This window comes from Ochrobactrum sp. EDr1-4, assembly GCF_049199085.1.
In the GTDB taxonomy this organism is placed as follows: Bacteria; Pseudomonadota; Alphaproteobacteria; order Rhizobiales; family Rhizobiaceae; genus Brucella.
Genome location: NZ_JBLZOF010000014.1, coordinates 55,384 through 77,627 on the forward strand (window position 1 = coordinate 55,384; position 22,244 = coordinate 77,627).

The following is a 22,244-nucleotide window of genomic DNA, read 5'->3' on the forward strand; positions in this document are numbered from 1 at the left end:
AATCGGTGGCACGGTGCTGGCCATTGATGCGCTCAAACACAACCACCATTAACATCATGACCAGGATCAGCTACCAATGATCCCGCTGGCTCCAGGTGCGGTTATATTTCGTCATCAAATCAATCTTCCATCGGGGACGGTGTTGCGCCAAATAGGCGAGGGCTACTTCTATCACCAAGGGTATCTGAGTATAATCCGTACAAGTGGATCTGAACTTCAAACGGACACTGGCCGGCGTGTTGAATGCCCGCCTTAGTTTGAATAAGCCCGCATCATGGTTTCTGCACTACGCATAGCGTTTCGCATAAAGCCTGTTGTTATGGACCCCATAAATTCATCATTCGCAACTCTTGTGACTTCATGCGTAAACAGGTCATGATTAAGGTGGCGCGCACAATGGCGTAAAAGCGGCCGATCGACCGGGATCAGGCGTGATAGCCGTCAAAGTCTGGTATCTCCGTGTCCCGAAAGCTGTTGCGCTTGATCTCGCGATAGATCGTCGAGCAATGACGAACCATTGGTCGCGCTATGTCGCCGAGAGAGACTTTAAGCTGTTTAAGTTCGGAAAGACGACACCGTTCGGACAAAGTGATCTGTGAATAGCAATTTGATATCCAATTTCCTCCATGGCTAACCACATGAACTCATTGGCATGTTGCATGCTTATGATAGAATGCACCCCCAACGCAACCGGCCATTAACCACCGGAAATAGCGTTGTCGCCTGACACTGCTGCCGTTGATATGTCATCAGCTTTTTGAAGATTTTTAGCTAATACTGCCAGGATCGCAGCACTTCCTGCCAGAAATATACTTGAAATCATAAGTAGATGGCTCGACGAGATGCCCGTTGACAGTGCCAAACCCGCTGCCCACAAGGCGAAAATAGACGCGAGCCTCCCACCACTTTTTGCATTCGCCAAATACTGTCTAAAATGTGGGCCCCGTAAACGACCTAATATGACCTCAGACAGAAGCGGAATGGAGACACCGTACGCAAGTCCAATAACAGCCACTACGATTGCGATGGCCCATGAGTTCCCTAGTATGGAAAGAATGAGTAGCCCTATCGCATTGAAAAAAAGAAACCACGTTACTCCGGTGGGGAGCCTGCTAATGGTTTCCATACGCAAAAATCCAGTCAGCACAGCTATTTGAACAATAAAAAATGCACCATAAAGGATACTGGAATATATGGGTCCATAATAATTTGGGTCAATTGCGATCAACACGAAAGCCACAGATCCTTGCGATAGGTTCACCAAAACACTAAAAACGACATACCACTTTCCCCATGCGTCACTGTCGTACAATGCTCCGTTTGACGTGTTAGTAGCATCGCTTTTCTTTTGTGCTGGTTTTTCAAACTCATCTTGCACCAATGCAACGACAAAGGGATAGACCAGACCGAGAAAGGCAGTCAGGGTAATGAGTGAAACCCAAAACATCCCATGGTTCGAAGCTACCAGATACGCCGCAACGACAGGCGTTACACTCTGGAAACCGCGGCCAAGAAAATTACCAAATGCAGTTGCCGAGCTAAACTGCGTGCCATATATATCCTTGGCAATTAAAGGAGCATCACTCGTCAAAACTTGATCAAAACACAAGGTCGTCAAGAGTAATACATATGGGAATATCACGTATATTTCTTCCTGCAAGACAACATAAAGAGTTGTCAGAACCGATACAATCAATAGCGATCTTGTTAAATACTGTATTTTTATGATATTATCTCTTGGTAATCCCTTTAACAACTTCGCGACGATTGGTGAAACTACAATGGTTATCACAAACGGAAGCGCAAATATTACGGAAGATAAGAGTGGACTTTCATTCCGTAATGTCGAGATACCAATAATCGTTGTTATCAGCATTCCGATGGATGTTGGATAGAAGGCACTAAACAGAAATACAATGGAACTTAGGTTCATAGGAATGGACTCCTGATCTCCGATAAATTCCGCGTTACATCTAGTGCATTATCCGAAAATGCACGAACAAGAATTATATCTTCTTCCGAATATAAGTATGAATAATAGCAATTCGGAATTGGAGTTTCATTAAACTCATGGTCAAATGAAAACTTAGTGAGGAGTTTTTCATATATTGATCTGCAATAGCTTTCATCAACAAGACATCTATGCCTGTTGCTGATTTTCGTACTATCAGACATATCGGTTTTCAGCATGATATACTCTTCCTCAGCATGCCTTACTGCTGACAAATAGTCGCTTCGAAAGGCTGATCCAAAGCATGTAAGCGGAAGCGACTGATCGACCTCCAAACTGACAGCGAAATATCCTCTCTCAACCTGCCTAACGAGCACGGCTCTTATTCTGTTGGCATCAATGTCAGCGTACTTTCGTCGAAGGGTGAGCGTCTCTTTATTCCACCAACTTGCCGCATAGTGTCGTTCAAATAGCTCCATCACGGAGTGCGAAATGGCGTCGTGCTCTGGTGAACCTAATGCTAGTCCCGTGGCATTCAAAGCTGCTGTTTGAGGTGCACTAGATCCTATAAGCAACTTGCTTCGCGCGATTTTCCCAACGCAACTTCCAGATGGCCACGATTGTACAGGCAAGTGTTCAGCAAGGCTGCAAGAGGTATAAAACTCCATTCTTCCCCACAAGTGCTCCACGCATTCAAACTTGGCTGACTTTATCGCCTGCTCTTTGCTTTCGGAGCACGAAAATCCAAAGACTGGCAATGCTTGTCCGACACAACGAAGCGAAAGCGCAGCTTTTGCGTACCACCATTCACCATTGACGCACAGCTTAGTCGCGACACGGAACGGTAGAGCGGGAATTTTCAGCTTCCGCCTATTCTCATTATCAGTGTGTTGTGACGACATTCGAGGCTCGAACGAATTTGATAGGAAGACTTACCGACGGATCGTCAAGCAAACGACGAACCAGGTGTCGATTGGAAACTTCATCTAATGCATCTCTTCCATGCACAATTCGGTGATTTTTCACTATAAGTATATCATTGGATCGAAAATTTATCTCAACGGCTTCAGCCCGATCAACAGAACTTGTAAAGTCGGCAACTGCCTGTCTTTGCCTTTCTGATAAGTTTTTCGGTGCATTCAAGCGATTGAAGAATACAATGATCTCATCATCAGCTGCATTTTTGCTGACTATGGGCATGGAACATAATTTTTCTGTTATGCGACAATTGAACCCCAATCTAGTTGCTGCGAGTGTTGCGACAGTGTCTTCGTCCATTTTCGCCAACACGCTCCAAGTATCGACGAGTTTAAGCGGTACGCTCCTCTCTCCACTTGCGATGCATAGCCAAGCAATGTACCTCGCTCGTGGACTATCGCAATGAAAGGCGATTGCTGCTGGCTTCGACACCATATGCGGAAAGCGGTCGTCAAGGCGGATATCGCTGTCGTATAGCTTGTTTGCTAATGTGTCTGTGACTTGGTCGAAGACAGAAGATTCACCACCCTCGATAAAACTCCAGCCCTTGCCGTCTAGCTCTCTTCTCACAGAGGCCACAATGGCAGAAATAATCATGGCCTGAACTCCTATCCATGTGTCTCGACCGACTTGTCAATTGATTTGGCAGGCTTGAATTCTGTTCCACCGCCGAAGCGGTGCATATACACCTTGCCGGTATCTAAACCGGACTTTGCTATAACCTGATCGGCATTCTGTGCTATTTCTTCGAACTCTCGGAGTAGGAGTGCTCCCGTCGGCGTAAGCTTCGCGCCCCTCGTCACTTCGTTGATCCCAGCTTTTAGTTCATCCAATTGCTGGTAAAGGTACACGTCCGTGTCCTCTGAAGCGGCCCAATCTTGAGAGAGACTTTCGAATAGTTGGACAATTCTGGATGTGACGAAAGTCGCATGGAAAACACCAATCATTGGCCGTGGGTCAGGTCGAAGTGGGGATGTAAAAAGTTCCGAACGATCATTTAGCAATATAGGATCTATAGACATCGCTGCATTGAGATACATATGCGAAGTCTCGTGAGTGATATGTTCAGCATAATAGAGTTGAGTGTTAACCTCCGGCCGCGGCGTTCGGATCAACATGCATCCGAACATTCGGACGTCTGTAATCCCCATTGTTACGGCACCCTTAAACAGCCGGAGCTTATTGAGAAGCCCCTGAACCTCTTCGTGCATAGCGGGGAAAAATTCTTCAATGAGTTCGAGTGCCGCGATCACGTTTCCGCGCTGTTCAGCCGCGACATCCTCCGAAACAGGAGCGATTTCTGGACACTTATTGAAATATTCTTCTCCTAGATTGATAGAATTCTCGACTATAAAATTTTCCCAATCAGCATCACCGATAGATATTATCTCCGGTATATGATCGTTCTTGATCCTCATGCCGGCTTTCGCTACCTCTTCCACCGCCTGCAATGTTTGTTGAACACGGTTGACGTCTTGTGCGCGCATGGCAAGCAAAAGCGCATCATGGAGATAAAATAGTCGCGGCTCCAAGGCTCCAGAACTAAGAGGGGTTCTCACCAATGTTGAGATATTGGGACAATCCCGGTTAGGCGCCCCTACGGAAATAAGATATGCTAGACTTGATAGAACTTTGAAATAGTAATTCTGACGCGCCAGATCGGTACGTGCCTTTGATGGAAATGCGGAAATTAATGCGGCATTGTCCATAATGTTCTCCTCCATAGCATCGAGTAGAAAAGGAGGGCACAAAACGCCCTCCCGCATTTTCGATTAAGAGTAGCCGCCGCTGACGCTCACCTGCATCGTTGCCAGGGCAGTATCGAAGATCATGTCATCATCCATTTCGTATACATGCCCGGTATTCGCACCGGCGCTGATCCCCTTCTCGCGAAGAACATCCCCCTCAGTGGAGGGATTTGCTGGAATTGTCTGATTGTGTTCAATATTCATGGCTGTCTCCATTTTGTGTTTCGATAACGATAGGTCATCGATTCATTGTATGAAGTTTCGCTGGTACCAGTCGTTCTATGATTAATATAAATTGCGTCTAAATAGTGGCAAATATATATTTTAATTGTGTCATTAATAATATTATAAGAAATATCAGAATTGATGACTGCTATACTTTTGCTAATTACCTATATATGAAACTATTATGATAAATTTCACCATATCTTTATATTTGATAATACTTGCATAATTCTATAATTTGTAACTATTAGTAAGCTATTATTGTACCGATGCATTTATTAATATGAATTAATTATGCAACTAATTAACTGAATAAATACACGTGATTTCGTTCTGGAAAAGCTGCCCCACCTGCATCATGCCGGTAGTGAGAGTATCTGATTATGCTGCATCCTTAAAAATGTAGCAAAAGCCTCGGCTGGTGTCTTAAATCCAAGACACTTGCGCGGTGTGGCATTGAGATTATGGGCGAGGGCGGTCAACTGTGCCTGGCTGACTTGTGTCAGATCCGTGTTGCTGGGCAAATACCGTCGAATGCGCTTGTTGATGTTCTCAATCGCGCCTTTCTGCCAGGGTGAGTTTGGGTCACATAACCAGCTTTTAGCTCCAATTCCATCCTCCAAAGCCCGATACGCCATAAACTAGGAACCACGATCAAAGATAAAACTGCGGCGTGCATGATAAGGCAGTGCTGCAAAGGCCTGAGTGATTTTGTTCATGATAGGCTTTGAGTGCCGACTGCTGTTTTTAATGATGACGTAATTACGACTTTTTCGTTCAACAAGTGTCATGACATTGGCTTCTCCAAAGTCACGATCGAAGATGATCAAACCACCTTCCCAGTTGCCGAATTGCAGACGATTGCCAATAAAATCGGGACGTTGATGAATACAAAACGCTTCTGGAATGCGGGAACTGCGCGATCGTCTGGTGCCACGTGGGCAGCGCTTTGTTCGCATCTCGGCCAGGTGTTCATACAGTTTCAGCGCGTATTCTTCCTTTGAATAAATGAAGCGATAGATCGTTTCTGCGCATAGACGTATCGCGCTCAGGCCATGGCTAATCAGCCGGCCGCAGATCTGTTCCGGCGACCAATGTGCTTCCAATTGTTCTATGACGAACTTGCGCAGTTCTGGATAACGTCTGAGCCTTCGCAACCGTGTTCTGCGGTCTTTGCTGATATTGTCGGCAACAACGCTATGATCGCCATTATAGTCTGGTATCTCCGTGTCCCGAAACCTATTCGCCGAGGCAGCGTTCATCGCTGCGATTGCCCGGCGCATATGTTCCTTGTTTGTTCGAGACGTCAAGCGAATTGTGCGGTCGAAATCGTGCCACAGGTTCATCCGCCTGTGTCGCCCAGATTCGAGGCTGGAGCGGAGCACCATCCAAATGATAACTTCCCTCATATGACCGACATTCTTCACATCCACGCCGATGGATCCTTCGATGCTGCTTCCAGATCAGGAGGCTGGGCCTTCGTGGTCATGGATGGCAACCGTCAGATTTCGGCAGATGCGGGAACAGGGATCGGAGCCTCGAACAACACCTTCGAAGTCCTGGCCGTTGCCCGAGGATTATCCTGGCTCGAGCGCGAGGCGCTAACTGCGGCCTCTGTGATCTGGACGGGCTCCACTCATCTCGCTGAAGGATTCGACGGATGGCGACACATCTGGCGCGGCAATTGCTGGAAGCGTGTGAGGGGGAATTCACATGAGCGTCGCCGGGCGATCCCGGATGTTACGCTCTGGCAAGAGCTCGATGCGCTGCTCGAGCGGAATCCGCAGGTCAGGACCCAATTGTGCAAGGGACACGCAGGGGTGGCCGGAAACGAGGTTGCCGATGCGGCGGCAAAACTTGCGGTAGGCTGCAGCGTCCCGCGTATTGATGGATCTTCAAAAGACGAATCCTCTGGCGGGAATTCCTGTCTCGCACCGAGCCTTTAGTGCTCACCATGGCCCCATTCTAAACAGGCGGCCATCGTCGCCTTCGTCATGAAGCACACACACAATCTCGCGAGGGGCGAACACCGCTTCGCCGTTGACGATTTGAGGAAGATCGGAATCGATCAGCGTTATGATCGACTGGAGGCCGAGTGCGTTGTATCGACGGATGACGTCCAGTAGATTTTCCTTCTTCCGGTCGTCGAGCGATTCAAAAACGCCGTCGTGATATGCGAAGCGGGGGAACTCCTCAGAGAGATGCGCCCTGAGGATCGCCAGATCGAAGGCAATGCAGAGGAGCTTCTTGTAGCTGAAACCGCGGTCGGCACTTGTCGCATTGCCTGCGTCATTCAGAAGCTCGGCACTGAAGTCGAGGTGTCCCTCCTGGTTGACCCGCACGCTCAGCAAGGCCTTGGCATCAATCACTTCCTCGATGATCTCGTTGAAATAAACCCGGATGCGAGAGAAGAGGCTGTCTTCGGCTGCGCTCTGCGCCTCAACGTCAGTCTCGATCTGCTCGACCAGCCGCGCACTATCCTCCTTCAGGCCACGAACCTTGGACCGCAGCTCTTGCAGACGGTGCAGCGAATCGCGTTGGCGCTCAAGGCTTGCGATGTCGGCGCGGAGCGTGACGAGGTCGTTGGAGTTCTTCCTGTATTTCGCGAACATGTCGGTTTCGCTCAAGGAGGCCATACCTTCCGAACGACGCCTGCCTAGGCTGTTGAGTTCGCTGTTGATTGACCGCAGGTCCGCATCGATCTCCTGCCTGTCCTCTTCAAGATAACCGCGACGTTCGTCAGTTATGGCTTTGTTGAAGGCGACAAGCTGCTCAAAGTCCTTCTTTATCTGCCCTGCAAACAGAATTCCCGCTTCGGCGAACAGATCTGCGGCATCCTGGGGATCAAAGAGGAGCTGGTCCTCTTGCAGGGCAGTTGTGATCTTCTTACGGTTGGCCGTGAGGAAATATCGCCGCTCGTTCAACGCCGCTATTTGCACATCGATGCGATCGGCCAGATCCTTGGTTTCGGCCTTGTCCTGCCTACGGAAGTCGAAGACATCGACCTCGGCCTGCTTCCGCTCTGCCTCCTTTTTCTTCAGGAGGAGCATGCCATCAATCTTGGCCAAGTCGGTTGCTTCCGAGCCGAGTTCCTGACGGATGGTGGTTGCCTTGATCTCTTCCTTTTCAAGCTCATCTTCTTTGGCGTAGTGCTCTTCAATCAGTGCGGCATTGAAGCCGAGGATATGTGCCAAAGCCGGCTTCCAGTCGGCGTGGGCGCCCGCGAAGCGCCGGAGCTGGAATACGTCGACGTAGTCCTCTTGGGAGCGCAGGAAATAGCCCAGAAGCTTTCGGTAATGCCACGGCTTCAAGAAGTGTAAACCGAGATAGCTGTCCAGCATCTCCCGGGCACGTTCGAACGGCACGTCAAAATGGTCCCATTCGCGCTCGGGGGACACGGCGAAGTCCTGATGTCCAGTGAGGTGCTTCTTGAATGCTACGCGGCTCGCGTCCGCAACGCTGCGCCGGACGGTGACGTAGCCACCGCCGCCGAGCTCGATCTCCAGAAAAAAGACGAACTCCTCGAATCTGTCAAAATGCTTGAACATGAAAAACCTCTGGTCCCGCTTCGAAAGGAACCCGAAGTCGAGAAGGCGCCCGACGGTGCTCTTACCGAGATTGTGCGTGTCCCTGTCGCGGTTTTCAGGCAGACGGATCTCCGCCATGACCACGTTCAGATCTTGGTTGAATTCGATTTCCGTGAAGATCTCCGGCCTGTTTGTATAGAGCTTAGATAGCTTCATGCTTGCCAACGTATTCGAAAGAGTCGGTTTTGGAATGGTATTCGACCACGCCCATGAGAAAGAGGAAACTTAGCGACGGGAGAAACAGCACATCGCCGCCCGGAACCGACTTTCGGGCGTAGGCTAGCAAGGATCCGTACTCGCACAGGCGGCGTTCCCTCAGCCGCTTCAGCAGAAGAAGGGCGACATTCACTACTGTTCGATCTGGGTGGGAGTGCTTAGACGGTCGCAGCATTCTTCTCTTCAAGTCCGATATCGCAGTTCCAGTACATGTAGAAGATCAGGGCCCGAGTCAGACGCTTGTTCGCCCGCAGAACGTGGTCGCGCCCGAAAAGCAGATCCGTAAGATATTCCATCACCTTGTCGAAGCTTTGGAATGCATGGCGGTTCGCGATGATCTTCAACTGAAATTCTGTCACGGCCGTCTCATAGGATTCAAGGACTTCTTTGTTTTCTGGCGCCGCGAGAAAATTCTGTATCTGCACCGTGTCCTTGAGGAAGTATTTGCGCTGGGTCCTGGCATAATCGGCCGACATGTTGTTGATCTCGTTCTTTCGCTCGTACGGCATGCGCTCGACGGGATGCATCTCGATCGCCTCCTTCAGCGCGCCATCGTGGTTCCTGAACGCTTCGACAACCATTGCCAGCTCGTCTGGTGAAACGATCAATGGGGACTCGATCGGATCCAGATTCGCGAGCTTAGGCACGTCGTTGAACTGCTTCAGCCAAGGTTCGATTTCTTCGATGCCGTACAGAAGTATGGAGGACGGTGGCAACCCGGTTTCGGTAGAGATGTGATCGGTGATGGTCTGATCGATGTTCGCTCCCAGCTTGCGGTTGGAAAAGAGCATGTAGTGATCTAGCTGCTTCGCAGCCCGCAGTTTCCTGAGGCGTGATATCTCCTCGGCGATTACGTTTCGGTCGGATCCGACGTTGAAGAAATCCGTCTCGCTGAATGCCTTGTTGTAGGCGTTCGTATGCTTGGCCTGCACAATGACAGTGCCGGACCATGGGGCGCACTTGCTCGGTATCAGCTCTGCAACGCCCATGAACTTTGCGTCTCGTCCACCATCTGGTCCTCGCGCGAAACCTCTGACGCCCGCGCCTAGCAAACGGCGGCAAAGCAGGACGATCAAAGTCTCGAACTGATGATCGCCGAGATCTTCGTAACGATACAGCATTCAGACACTCCCCGCGCGAGCCTTGACTAATCAATCGTACGGCAGAGGTTATTATGGGATTCGAGAGATATCGCAAGGTCGGGCAGGGAGGCGCTGTCGTGGGAGTGCATGCCAGGTCGAGGGGCGCGGCTGTGGCGCTTGGCATTAGCGCAAACTGACGCCCATGGAATTCATTGCGCTTTCCTGAACGGCTTCTCTGCGAAACGTACACTGGGTTTGGCAACAGCGTACAATGGGTGATTTCGTGCCATTTCAGACCGGAACCACGTGCGATCCGATGATGCGGAGAGGAGATTCCGCGTGGCTGATCAATTTAAGAAATCCCGTCCGACATCAGGATTGATTACATACGAGAAGGTTACCTCATCGCGGTCGTCACCATGCGACTGTGCCCGGATTATCGTGTATGTGAAGCAGGGCGTAATTCCCCTTCATGTTTCGTAGGAGAACGATCTCACCTTCCTTTGGGAGAATGGCCCACGAACTGAAATCGAAGACAGAGCAGTCACGAACGAGATCAATACTTTTCAAAACAGGTGCGAGTGCTACGGCCTAGATATCAGGTGGATCTCTATAGACGTGGATACTGTATGCGCCGCCGGACGACCATTCAATTGTGAAGCGCTCGTCGCCTGATCCAATCACGTACTTCTTATCGTTGCCGAGGTAGTCGATAGTTACACGGCCTTGCATCCTCGTGAAGCCGTACCTTGGCTTCCAAGGCCAGTAGCTCGCGAACAAAGTGGCAAGTCCACCGAAAGCAACGACGATCGGTTCGATCGGAAATTTGATTTCCAAAATTTCAAATATTAACCAGATCATGGATAGGATGATGAATCCTATCGCTAAGACATTAAGGGTGATTGCCTGGCTTCGGCTCAGGCGGTAGGAAAAACTCGTAAAAAATGACATTGCGAATCCTTCGAAGAAATTCGTTGCACTGCGAGTTTATAGTTGCAGTCAAAGTGGCGGAGCTCAGATTATGACGTCTCCACTACGGTGGTCGCATTGTCTGTGGTAGTCGGCGGGTTTAGCAACCGAACTGAACTGCCTTCCTGTTGAAGGAAATGCACAAGGTTATTTATAGCCTCGCGCGTAAACCACTCGTCCGGGTGAAAGTTCGCTCCACCCCATATTTCGAGCAACGGGACCGAGAGACCTTTCAGAGCGCTGAAATAGTCTTTTTTTAACTCGACTCTATCAACGACAAATTTGTATCTGTGATCGTCTAGGTCGGCGGTAAGGTGAGTATGTGTGCGAAGGCCATAGTCAATGGTCTTGCCCAAAACTCGGTCGCGCAAGCCGCGATGTTCGACGAAAAAGGCTACCTTCTTCGCTCGCTCGACCTTCGACATCATCAGCGCCGCATGAGCAAGCAGCGAATGAAGGCGAATGAAGATCAAAACCGAGGTGAGGAAAGGTTGTGCGACCTTGTGCCTTACCCGATTGGAATCTTCCCTGTAGCTTTTGCAGATCATGAAGACCGAGTTTCCATACGCCCTCCAATAGTCGACAGAACCGAAGTAAACCTGTTTCTGATCGACACGCATCCCTTCCACACCAGTCAGCTCTTTGTCGCCGACTTTCCAAACCTGCGTCCTCGGAGGGCCGCTCGAGTTTGGCAAGGTAATGAAGTCATGCCAACCAAAGGATGCGACTTCATGCATCTCGTCGCTTACTGATCTCAGCAGGCTTTGTGGGCGATCCAGGGTTATCAAGTCATCATTTTCATCGAGTAGGGCGTAACCCATGACGGCATGGTTTAGTGCAATCCCGGCGATTTGACGATCACTCTCTGACGCTCCGACTTCTAGGCTTTCAATCTGAGCGACGAAATCTTTCCTTGTGGCCTCAGCAAGCATCTCGATGAGCGGCCAGTCGATCGCCTTCGCATTCGAGCCTGAGAAGACGCCGCCGCCCGCCGTCAATGTCTTGAGAATCGATGCAGTGACGGAGTCAGTGATCGCCTTCGTCATCGCCTGCGTTCGTGTCAGGTCGTCCTCTTCATTGATCTGAACGGCCTCGAGATCCCTGAAGCGAATACAGCGCCTGAGAAGCGTATCCCATTGCTGGAACTTATCGACCCGAGTTGATTCCGGGCCGACATTCCTGATGTAGACATGAAGGTAGCCGTTATCGTCCTTTGCACAGATAGGTGTCGAACCGTGCGGCGGTATGTAAACAACGGGATAGGTCACGCCATCCAATTCGACGCGGCGCACCTCACATTGAAGCGAAGGCTCCAGTCTTGTTCGCAGCAGATTATTGATAACGTCGGGGCTGTAGTCGGCAACATCGAAGTCGGGGGATGCGGGCTGCGCATTGCCGTCGTTATCAACCCCGAAATAGAGTCTTCCGCCTCCGTAGTTGGCAATTGCCGCGATATGCCTTGCAATCTTGCCCTGAGCAGATTTGTTCGTAGCTGAGATATCCATCCACGACTTGAACTCGACATCGAGCTTCTCGTTTCGGTACTTCAGGTCTTCCCGCATCTGATCTACGTCAGTCTGAAATGCCATCACTAACCCCGCCTTCTCGATCACTACATGCTGACCAGGAATCTATGGTCAATCAAGGTGCCTGCATTCAGGAGCCGAACTCCCAGACAGGGGCACCTTGAATGGCTTATTGGTAAAATGCTCACTAAACATCCTCGTCACTGGTTCGCTAGAAATGTCCCGACCGTCGGACGGGACATTTGTCACTTCACTCGCGATGCTACGATGTACGTCGGACCATGCCCGTTGCGAGCAAGGGGGATCGACAGGCGAGCAAGGGCAGCTGCCTGACGGGATAGCGGCGCCCTGAAATCGTGATTGACGGGTCCGCCCCTTGCTGTCGTTCGCCAAGCACCGAATCCTTGGTCGAAAACCAACGTCACCGTCTGACCGCCTTCGAATATGACCTCCATGTACCTTCCGTGGGGGATCTGAGCGAACTGAACAGTCAGGTTCAATCCTTTCTCCTGCGCGTACGCACGGATAGATTGCTCGGCTTCCAGACCATCGCGCCAGTCATCGAAAACTCGGTACTGCATATTGTTTCGCGGAGCGGGGGGGAGGGTGAGGAGCTCGATGGTGTGAGTTGCCCCTTTGACCAAATCTGCAACGGTGTCGATGAACAGCTTCGCCACCAACGGTGACCGAACATACTGATCGCTGTATCGTATGGACGTCACTTTTTGCCCCTTCGCGACACCAAGCGGCCCAACAAGGCCACGAATCCTATTCGCCATCGCGGCTCCGAATAGGGATGCAGGACGGTCTAGCTCGTTCGTGATGGTTTCGTATTTCGAACCAGGCGCTGGAAGGAGCGTCGCTTCGTCCAGCGGTATGAAGTTACGAGGAAGATCGAGCGAACCTCTAACGATTGGCCGTTCCACTGGCGCGCCCCACGCGTCTCCGGGAATCCAGGCTCGGCCATCCCTGGATGCCCAGACTATGGTGCTTTCGAGAGTGTTCACAGCAACGCCGATCTTGCTGTCATCGCCAACGGCGGGAATTGCCCCCGCATATAGAGGGAACGTCGCCGATCTTGTAGCAAACCTCTTCCCCAGATCGTAGAGAGCGAGCCTGCCAGCGGTGTCGGTGCTCTTCAAGAATTCGTCGGACACGACGAAGCGGACAGTGTGGCCATGGAGCCGCCACCTATCGAGCACGGAAATAAGGGGCCATGCGGCAAGTTCGCCGGCATCTGTCTGTGCAGGCAAGTAGATTTGCAAGTCCGGCGTCAAGCCATCCCGCAGCTCTCGCTCGACTTCATCGAGAAGGGATGTTGAGATCGCCGACTCCCTCGATATTCGATCCTCCTGGTTCAATTCCAAGTCGAACGAGAGGTGCTGCCGTACATAATGTAGGGCTCCTATCCGATCGAGCGAACCTGGCTCGAATGGAGCATCGCGAACTAAGACGCAGGCCGCGCAACCGCTCGTGCAGCCAGCATTTGAGCAATCGAGAACCTCCGTGGCTTCGAATAGAACCTTTGAAAGATGCCCAGGAATCGAGGCTGCAAAACCAGCACCTCCTGCCGCCCTGTCGAAAACGAGCAATGAGGCTGCTCGGCCACCAAGGAATCCTTGAGACGTCTTGGTGGCGAAACCCATCTCGTCCGCTTCGATCCCAAGGACTCGAGCGGTGCCTTCACGGATCGCAATCGCCAGCGCCGTGGCAGTCGCCTTGCTCAGAGGAGTCGATGGCTGGATTTCGAATACATCAGTCGTTATCTCGTAGCCAAGTTCCATATTCCGCCGGACTGACCACGCGTTGCTGTTACCTTCGCAAATGAGGGCGTTCTCGTCCTTTTTCCATCGAAGTGGTGCGTGACCTGAAAGAGGCGATGGCGTGACTTGATCTATCTCACCCGTTTCGAGAACCGGGTGATCCGGCGCGGCTCTACCGCAATGAAGGCAGAGAGCATAGCCGTTCTTGGTCGAACCGCGATTGCTGTAGTAGACGGCACCCTCCCGGGTGCTTCGCAGGCGACCGAGTTCTGGAATGGGAAGCGAAACCCAGTGAGCTGCGCGAACGGAAACGCTTGGCTCCTCTGGCGCCACGTAAGATATCATGTCCGTTTCGGCATGAACCTTGTCTCGAACATCCACGGAGAAACCTGCCGGCCGCAAATATTGCGTGCTGGTGACAGGCCCGGCGCATGCAGGGCAGGCGTTGAGCTTGGTACGTCCGGAATCGCTCGTTCCGCAACGTTTGCAATTCCAGTGAAACTTCAGGCTTTGCACATCTCGGATGTTCTCCTCCGACGCAGGCCGCTTCCAGTTCAGCAGGACGCCGGCGGATTTGTGCACCAATCCATCGAGAACGATCTCCGATCCTGGCGCATAATCCCTGATCGCCAGATCAAGCGACCGCTGAGGGCCGGACAGTCTAGTTGCCCGTCGGCCATCCGTCGGCTGATCCGATTTTGAGCGATAGGGAAGAAACGTCACTACGCCGGTAGGGAAGCCGTGGCCAGGAAGGAACCCGCGATCAGCCAGTGCACTGAGCAAAAATTCGTCGCAGAGCCTTTGAAGCTCCATTCCCATTCTGCTGCGACCAGCACCCTTCACGCCCTCATCCTTGGCAAGAGTCTGGAGACCATCCCATTCGCTCTGGAATAGCTCCTCAAGATCGGTGACCGCCTGAAGGCAGGAGTCGATCACCACCTTCTCGCCTTCAAGCACCGAATGCTTGACCAGACGTTCCAGTTCAATCTCCACGACCGCTGCCGTCGTAGGTGACTGCAGCCATTCCTTGAAATGCGCGACCGGCCGCTGCTCCAGCGGTAAGCGCCGCTCGCCCACGGCAGCCGGCGCACCTAGAAATGCGCCGATCGTCATCCGGATCGGGTCTCCGCCGCGCCCCACCATGAAACGCCGCAGCAGGAAAGCATTCACATGTCGTTGTACAATGGGACGGCTGCTCAGGGCGACCCGTGGCGCGGCGAGCGAGCGATCTAGGTAACTGATCGGAGAAACGAATGCCTCCCTGTCCAAGGGACGATCACGGCAGAAGGTGAAGGCCAATGAGAAAGCCTGACCACGTCGACCGGCACGACCGACCCGTTGCTTATAGCTTGCTACGGAAGGTGGCACGTTCGTCATCATGACCGTGGACACAGAACCGATATCGACGCCCATCTCCATGGTCGTGGAGCAGTTCAGGATGTTGATCTCGCCATCCTTGAACTTCTGTTCGTACGTGCGCAGAAGGGCGCTGTCCTGTTGAGCTGAGTGTTCGGCGGATCGTGCATATTCCGCGAAGAGCGCGACACGGTCTGAGATATTGTTCCATGCTCCGGATGCTCGAAGGCCCGTAACAGCTTCCGCCTCTTCGAGCCAATGCCGAATTTCTATCCGGGCCGCCGCAGGATCCGTCTCACCGAGAAGGGGTTTAGGATGCCGCGGTAGTTGGACAGGTTCAGCGAGACTGGGTTTTGACCGCTGTGTGCCCTGAGCGAAAGGACTGGTACCGAACGGCGCGAAATCGAGAATCCTGCGTGTCGTGTGGCATAGGAATCCGTCAGTAACAGGAGCGACAAAGGATTTCCGCAGGTCCAGCGCACGTTTATCTGGGTCATCGCTGAACAAGGGCAGGAGGTTGTGCCAAGCTCTGTCGAAGCATTCTTCGATGTCGGCCCGGTGATCGGCAAGCGTGATATCAAGCCCAAGACCGTTCAGCAGCAACGCTTGTGGCGTTGAGAGTATGGCCAGATTTTTTGGCACACCTGGCCATGCCAGCTTTCGGCGATCACGAGGCGCTTTTATCGCACCGGGACTCAGGATACCCTTGGTCTTGGCGCGGGGTGTGATCCAATGCATCAGATCACCATGAACCGACACTGCCGCGTTACCTCGCATGAAGAATGCGGTGATCGCGTATAGGAAAGCCCGCCAGTCATGGATGGTTTTCCCTCGTCGTGCGAATGGCGTGGGCAGCACCTGCAGACCGTCTATCAACGGGAAACGCAGGCGCGCCATTCCAAGCGTCTCAAGAGATAGAGCTTTTCGAGGACGTCTGGCGAGCTCGCGAAGAAGCAGGAATTCCGCGAGTTCCACACTGCCACTGAACAGACGCGGATCTCTAGGTGCCCACACCTCCTTCAGCCACCGATCAACCTCGCTTCTTTCGCTGAGGCGGCTGACCATATTGTTCCACGCAATCCCTTCCAGACGCTCGGCACCAGCATCGGCAAGCTCACGTCGCTTGGTTTCGAGAATGTTCTGTACCGCGACGATCGGCGTGGCAGCTAGAACCGCTTCCAACCCTGCGATCTCCTCCTTGAGCGCATTGGTATCAACCTGGGTCGCGGTCGATATCGAGTGCTGAACAGTATGGTATACAAATGATCGGACGAAGTTTCGCTCCGCTTCTGCCTGCATCTTTGCCGACATCCGCGCAGTACCTTGACGACTATCAGTAAAGGATAGAAGTCGACGCCCCTGTGATGGGACCGAGATATCCACCCGACCGGGATCCACTCCCTGCAGAAGGATTGGAGCCGCATTGGCAATCATGAACGGCGCACCGAAGCGGGCAGGTCTGAGCAGGCTATCAACGCCTCGGGTAGAAGTCTTTCCGCAGCAGGGGCAGAAGTCTGCCTTCTCTTCATACGACACCGTCACGGTGTCAGTGTCCTTGCCCGGCCTGGTCTGCCATCCGTCGATCGAGAGATGGAGAGGTCGAAATCCTGGTGCCCCCTCAGGCCGCAGAAGGATCGTTCTTCGGACCTCAGGATAGGCTTCGTTGACCGCCGCCTCGTCCTGAGTTTCGTCATCTGTTTCGAGGTCGTCCTGATCACGAAGAGCTTCGAACTCGAATTCGTCAGGGTCGATGCCGCGACGCGTCGACTGGATCCTGTCATTTGCCGCATCGTCGTGCGCTTCGAGAGCTACCTCGCCGCATTCCTGGCAACTTATGATCTCAAGCACGGGCGCGGAGCACGTCGGGCACACATCCCTCTGGTCGATGAAGATTTCTCCGAACCCCCAGCCTGCTGGGGCGCCCTTGCAGTTAGGATTGACGCAGCTCCATATTCCTGGAACGGCACGCTCAAATCCATGAATCCTCATCGGCGCAAGGTTTTCAGACTCGCCGGTTTCCGGGTTGGGCCGTTTTGCATTCGCTAGGAGGCTCATAAAACGTTCTGCATCGAGTCCCAGCCGCTTCGCGACGTTTTCCATTTCCGCCAATGTTTGAGGGCGAACAAACAGTTTGTTCGCGACGAAATCCCACGCCGTGTCGTCCGATGCGAGTGCATTGAACAACTCACTTCCGGTCATTTTCTCAAGGTTGTCTGAGCTGGGTAGTTTTGCCCGGGACGCAGGTCTAACCGGAAGCTGCCTCTCGCCCTCGACCACATGCACATTCGCGTCGGCAATCCCGGCGACATCCGCGAGGAATCGTTTCAACTGGTTCTGAATGTCGTGTCCGGATCCAATGGTCGCGGACGTAGCGACGAAATGCACCTCCTCAGGCTTGCAGTCGAATGCCAGAAGGACTCGACGAAGCAGCAAGGCTATCTCCGCCGCAGCGGCACCGACCAGTGAATGCGCTTCGTCCAGGACAATCCACTTTAGTTTACCCTTGGATTTTTCGATGATCGGCTGATCTTCGGCCCTCGCGAGCATGTACTCGAGCATCGTCACGTTCGTCACAAGGATTGGAGGCGGGGTTGATCTGAGTTGCTCTCGATCAATCTGCTGTTCCGGAGCGACGTGCTTCAGGCTTTCCGGCTGCGAGTTCGGCAGGTCACCATTGTAGAGGCAATAGCGAATGCTTCCACCGAATGGACGAGTCCATGCCGACAACCGTTCGCGCTGGCTCTCGATCAGAGCGTTCAGGGGGTACAGCATTATCGCCTGCACCCCCTCAATAGTTCCTTTGCTGCCGGTTGCCTGCGACACGAGGTCACTCAGGATTGGGAAGAGGAAGCATTCTGTCTTTCCTGAGCCCGTGCCAGATGTGACAAGAACCGACTGCGGGTCGCCTTGCTTCGAGAGATGCTCCCAAGCTTCCAACTGGTGTCTGAACGGACGTCTGGTCTTCGGAAATCGATAGTCGCTGCCCTCGGCCAGTCCATCAATGACTTCGACGAAACGAGGATGCAGGACCTTCGAAGGAACGTGAGCCATGTTCACTACGGCCGGAATGAATGGATGTGCGCCTTCGATAATCGGCTGCTGAAGCAATCCGCCGGCGGCAGCAGTTTCAGCATTGAAAACTTGCCGCAGATGATTGACGAGATGGATGTCTCGAATGCCGGACTGGGAGATGATTGCTTCGGCGGAGCGACGGCGGATCTCGGAAAGAGTGGCAAACGGCTTCAATGTGTGACCTCGAAATGGCGCACGATGTGTGCGTATGCAAATGAAACGTACCTGCTGTGCTCGCGAAGAGCTTTTCGCAACAGGATGTCGCTGGATGGGGTGATCTTCAGCATCCCTCGAGATGCGGCGGCCAATGCGACGGGCGCTACTACCCCGTCGAAGTCGCCGACACTGAAGTTATGGAAGATGGTCGGCAGCCTTATTCCTGCGCTCACGACCTGCTCGAGAACCGGATCCCTCCGCGTAGCGGAGATCACAGTGTCGTCGTCGAACATCCTCTGTTCCCGCACGAAATTCTGAAGGACATCCTCAAGCGTAGGCATTGCCGTTTCCGGAAAGCCGAATTTCACGAACATTCGATCCAATCCCGGTTCAAGTGCAAGAACGCTGGCACGCATCGATTTGAGTTGTTCGATAAGCAGGGTCTGTCGCATTTCTTCGGGGAGTATAGAGAGAGCAGCTTCGAGCGTGTCACGAATGGCGATGAAGGATTCTTCCCATGCGCTGGAAGGCATGGTCAGCCAAAGAAACGGAAGTTGTTCCTGCAGATTCCAGATCGCTTGACGTTCGCCGTCCGTCGCCGCAGACAATAGCAAACGGAGCAGGGCACGAGGTTGTAGAGCGATCTGTTTCAGCACCTCGAATGCCGATGCCGGAAGCCCGTTCAGCGAGCAAACGAGTTCGACCAGGAATCTAACATCTTCGGTGGGGAGCTGTCCTTCTATCAAGAGATCAACAGCCACCTGCAGTTCGGACAGAAGCCTCGGAAACTCATGCTGTGCGAGAGCTGACTGCAATGGTGTTCTCGGGGCTTGGTCCAGTTGCAAGTGGACAAGCAATGGACGGGATACGACATCGGGACCGTCCCGTAGGTATACAAGGCAAGGCCCCCTACACCAGTCTGGAATCTCGTACGCGCCGTCTGCCGTAGCCCTGAGGAGATGCTCTCGTTCAGGATTCATGATCATTCGCGCAACAGGCTGTTCGGTGAATTCGGAGGAGAACACAACAGCACCATTGAGCTTACTTGGCCGCGGGTAACGATATTGCTTCAGGCAGATCGGCTTACGGGAGTCACCTAGGAAATCAAGTTCCAAGACTGCATCCTGATCTCCTATTTGAGCAATGAACTCTTCCATCACGCGCTTTAGAACCGACAACGGAAATTCTTCGGCAAACTTGAACTGGAGTGAATTCGATTTCGAGATTCGAGGAGCGACTGTCAGCGTCGTCGGGTGTGGCGACACAGCGATCGCACCGCGTAGTGCGGTGATATCGATCTCTTGCCCGGCCGCGGCAACTTTCCCATCGCTTAGAATTATAGATGCCTCACGGCCTCTGAGGGTAACGGTGGCAGACAAGGATTCGCCGCCGGATGTTCGCAAAATGACTGCAACCTTGTAGCGGGGCTTTCCAACGAATGAGAATTTCAATACCTCGGCGGATTGTTCGATCAGGTTCATGTCGTCGGAAAGCTCGACGTCCCAGTTGGTCAGGGATTCAAACGTAATCACACCCTCGGTGGCGCTTGTCATCCGACCTTGAATCTTGGCTCCAACAGGCAGGATTGCGATGCGTCGTCGTTCCAGTTGGATGTCCGTAACCGGATCTCGCCAAGAGACATCAAAAAGCCCGTGCTCTGATAGTCTCCCATCAGGAACTGGCTTCCACACGTCTCCAAGTCGTCGATACTGGAGTTCGCCGCGCCTTGGCTGACGTGATCCGACAGGCAAAGCAATCTTGAAGCTGACCGATCCTTCGCAGACTTCGAATTCGTCGTCCGTTTGGAGCGAAGCCGATGCCGACGACAATATCTCCAGGCTCTCTTGCCGCTCATCCTTTCCGGCCTCGACGCGGTAGCGCTCCCCGGTCGCAGCACCGGGTCGGGCGAAGTAGACAGTGCCGGATACGGCGTGAAGTGTGTGATCATTGTCGACAAACCAAGTTTGACCAAGGGTCGTTCCGTCCGCCGCAGTAGCTTTCCAGTCGGTTGGCACCAGAACGTAAACGAGAGGAGGGGGTAAACTAGCAGATCCGGTCTTCGCAAGCCGCATTTTCCGGGGTTGTGCCGGACCCGATCCCTCGTCCGGAATGAATGTTGCGATCTGCGATGTGATAGGCGCACCTTTAGGCCAGACAACGGGGATAGCCTCGGATCCACAAGTCAGATTTGCCGTCACACTCTCGTTAAATGGAAAGCCAACAATGAGCTTCCCCAGCGACACTAGCGGACGCACCCGCCACGCATGCGCCCCCTCAACCGGGGATTCAAATAGCGCGATCTGGCTGGGAAGGACGTTCGCAAGGTATCCCGAAGGACTTGCTTTCCACCTACCGTTCAACGGAACCGCCGCTAGACGGCTAGCTGGTACTTCACCATCAGCGTTCAAAAGAAGTGCCGATTGCCACTTTTCTCCATCGAAGCAGAGGTATCTTTCTGCGCCGATCCCCGATCCGGAGATAGCGCCAACCTTCTCGTTAAGAAGGCCACCTAACAGCTTCCGAGCGATCTCATCGTGATCGGCAGACATGTAGATCGGAAGACTTCCCTTCCAGTCTGGGCTATGCGCATCAAGATATCGTACGGGATCGATGTTTGATGGCGCTTGATCAAGCTCCTTGCGCCACTTGACGAGTTCGACGATGAGTTCGCAGCAGAGGTCGACGAATCCTTCCTGCCTATATGAAATAGGAACCTTCCATGACATATCGTGAGCATATCCACGGATGTGCTCGCTATCGGTAAGGGCAAATCGCATGATTGCCCGCAGATAGTCGGCAAGCCATGTCGATCCACCGTCGGCGAGGAGGTGCGCGGAAATTCCGCCTTCGAGTGCGAGCGTGAGGAGAAATTCTCGACTCGTTTCCGATCGCATCAGCCGTCGCTTCCAGTAACCGACACCGATTCTCGTCAGATTTCGTTTAGTGTGGTCCGGGAGATCCCGGAGAACCTCAGCAGCAACCGAATCCCATTTCAGGAAAAGCGTTGTCGCTTCACGGCGAAACCACTCCGCGCAAAAGGCTACGAACATGCTCGCTGCTGAACTATCTTCCTGCAACAACCTTTTGGCAGACAGGCGCACGCTCTGCCTCAGCTCTACGTACTCCTGATCTGTCATCCGATATTGATGGAGTGGACGTCCATCTGGGGCATGAAGACCTCGCTTAAGGAGGAACGCAGCATTCCAATGCTTGGTCACCGTTTTGGTGGAAGCACCTGTCGATTTCCTCAGCCGCCTGAGCAAGCCAAGAACCTCCATATGGAGTTCAATAGCTTCATCGGAACTTCGCGGCTTCAAAACTCCGCTGATTTCCTCGAGGCGAACAATGTCGTCGCGACTGCGATTAAACTCAACGCGCAGATCTTGATCGGAAAACTCTTTCAGACGCAACATTTCCCCCTCCGTTGCATCGGCCCCTGACACAACAATGCTTACCTTGAGTTGAAATTGTTTCGCAAGATTAAATACGTGTGAGGTCAGGCTGAAGCGCGACTTTTCGGTTTGAGTTTACGCAAAACGATGTCTGTTTGCGAAGAGTTTCTGCCGAAAGACTTCTGCAGGTGTTTTGTACCCTAAACATTTGCGCGGTGTATTG

14 protein-coding genes and 1 pseudogene are annotated in these 22,244 nt (G+C 52.7%); 1 reads left to right on the forward strand and 14 read right to left on the reverse strand.

Annotated features, from left to right (window positions below; translation table 11 throughout):
• Positions 1-425: 425 nt before the first annotated feature.
• The 7 genes and pseudogenes from ACOZHT_RS23155 to ACOZHT_RS23185 all read right to left on the reverse strand — a co-directional run.
• Complete coding sequence (locus ACOZHT_RS23155; RefSeq protein WP_421566783.1) at positions 426-638, reverse strand: helix-turn-helix domain-containing protein; 213 nt, start codon at positions 636-638, stop codon at positions 426-428.
• 59 nt (positions 639-697) lie between these two features.
• The gene (locus ACOZHT_RS23160) at positions 698-1,933 is read right to left on the reverse strand and encodes a hypothetical protein (RefSeq protein WP_421566784.1); all 1,236 of its coding nucleotides are present in this window, start codon (positions 1,931-1,933) and stop codon (positions 698-700) included.
• Positions 1,930-2,853, reverse strand: a complete 924-nt coding sequence (locus ACOZHT_RS23165) for a YcaO-like family protein (RefSeq protein WP_421566785.1) — start codon at positions 2,851-2,853, stop codon at positions 1,930-1,932. Before ACOZHT_RS23165 ends, ACOZHT_RS23160 begins: the two co-directional genes overlap by 4 nt.
• Complete coding sequence (locus ACOZHT_RS23170; protein WP_421566786.1) at positions 2,834-3,526, reverse strand: TauD/TfdA family dioxygenase; 693 nt, start codon at positions 3,524-3,526, stop codon at positions 2,834-2,836. The genes ACOZHT_RS23165 and ACOZHT_RS23170 overlap by 20 nt, the downstream gene beginning before the upstream one ends.
• A gap of 11 nt (positions 3,527-3,537) precedes the next feature.
• Positions 3,538-4,638, reverse strand: a complete 1,101-nt coding sequence (locus tag ACOZHT_RS23175; RefSeq protein WP_421566787.1) for an aKG-HExxH-type peptide beta-hydroxylase — start codon at positions 4,636-4,638, stop codon at positions 3,538-3,540.
• 63 nt (positions 4,639-4,701) lie between these two features.
• Entirely contained in the window at positions 4,702-4,881 is a 180-nt protein-coding gene (locus ACOZHT_RS23180; protein WP_421566788.1) for a hypothetical protein, read from the reverse strand.
• Between the two features lie 377 nt (positions 4,882-5,258).
• A pseudogene (locus ACOZHT_RS23185) lies at positions 5,259-6,146 on the reverse strand (IS30 family transposase); the annotation flags it as partial.
• Positions 6,147-6,311: 165 nt separating this feature from the next.
• Here ACOZHT_RS23185 and ACOZHT_RS23190 point away from each other — a divergent pair.
• Positions 6,312-6,848, forward strand: coding sequence for an RNase H family protein (locus tag ACOZHT_RS23190; RefSeq protein ID WP_421566789.1), 537 nt, complete (start codon positions 6,312-6,314; stop codon positions 6,846-6,848).
• Positions 6,849-6,851: 3 nt separating this feature from the next.
• Here the strand turns inward: ACOZHT_RS23190 and ACOZHT_RS23195 are convergent, their stop codons facing one another.
• From ACOZHT_RS23195 to ACOZHT_RS23225, 7 genes are all read right to left on the reverse strand, one after another.
• Positions 6,852-8,645, reverse strand: a complete 1,794-nt coding sequence (locus tag ACOZHT_RS23195) for a DUF2326 domain-containing protein (RefSeq protein WP_421566790.1) — start codon at positions 8,643-8,645, stop codon at positions 6,852-6,854.
• Positions 8,632-8,880 carry an ABC-three component system middle component 8 gene (locus tag ACOZHT_RS23200; protein ID WP_421566791.1) on the reverse strand — a complete coding sequence of 83 codons (249 nt, stop codon included), beginning with the start codon at positions 8,878-8,880 and terminating at the stop codon, positions 8,632-8,634. The genes ACOZHT_RS23195 and ACOZHT_RS23200 overlap by 14 nt, the downstream gene beginning before the upstream one ends.
• Entirely contained in the window at positions 8,864-9,826 is a 963-nt protein-coding gene (locus ACOZHT_RS23205) for an ABC-three component system protein (RefSeq protein ID WP_421566792.1), read from the reverse strand. The genes ACOZHT_RS23200 and ACOZHT_RS23205 overlap by 17 nt, the downstream gene beginning before the upstream one ends.
• Positions 9,827-10,378: 552 nt before the next feature.
• Positions 10,379-10,738, reverse strand: a complete 360-nt coding sequence (locus ACOZHT_RS23210) for a hypothetical protein (RefSeq protein WP_421566793.1) — start codon at positions 10,736-10,738, stop codon at positions 10,379-10,381.
• 68 nt (positions 10,739-10,806) lie between these two features.
• Positions 10,807-12,345, reverse strand: a complete 1,539-nt coding sequence (locus ACOZHT_RS23215; protein ID WP_421566794.1) for a helix-turn-helix domain-containing protein — start codon at positions 12,343-12,345, stop codon at positions 10,807-10,809.
• 182 nt (positions 12,346-12,527) lie between these two features.
• Positions 12,528-18,647, reverse strand: coding sequence for a DEAD/DEAH box helicase (locus ACOZHT_RS23220; RefSeq protein WP_421566795.1), 6,120 nt, complete (start codon positions 18,645-18,647; stop codon positions 12,528-12,530).
• A complete protein-coding gene (locus ACOZHT_RS23225) occupies positions 18,644-22,042 on the reverse strand; it encodes an STY4851/ECs_5259 family protein (protein ID WP_421566796.1) in 3,399 nt (1,132 codons plus the stop codon). Before ACOZHT_RS23225 ends, ACOZHT_RS23220 begins: the two co-directional genes overlap by 4 nt.
• Positions 22,043-22,244 lie beyond the last annotated feature (202 nt).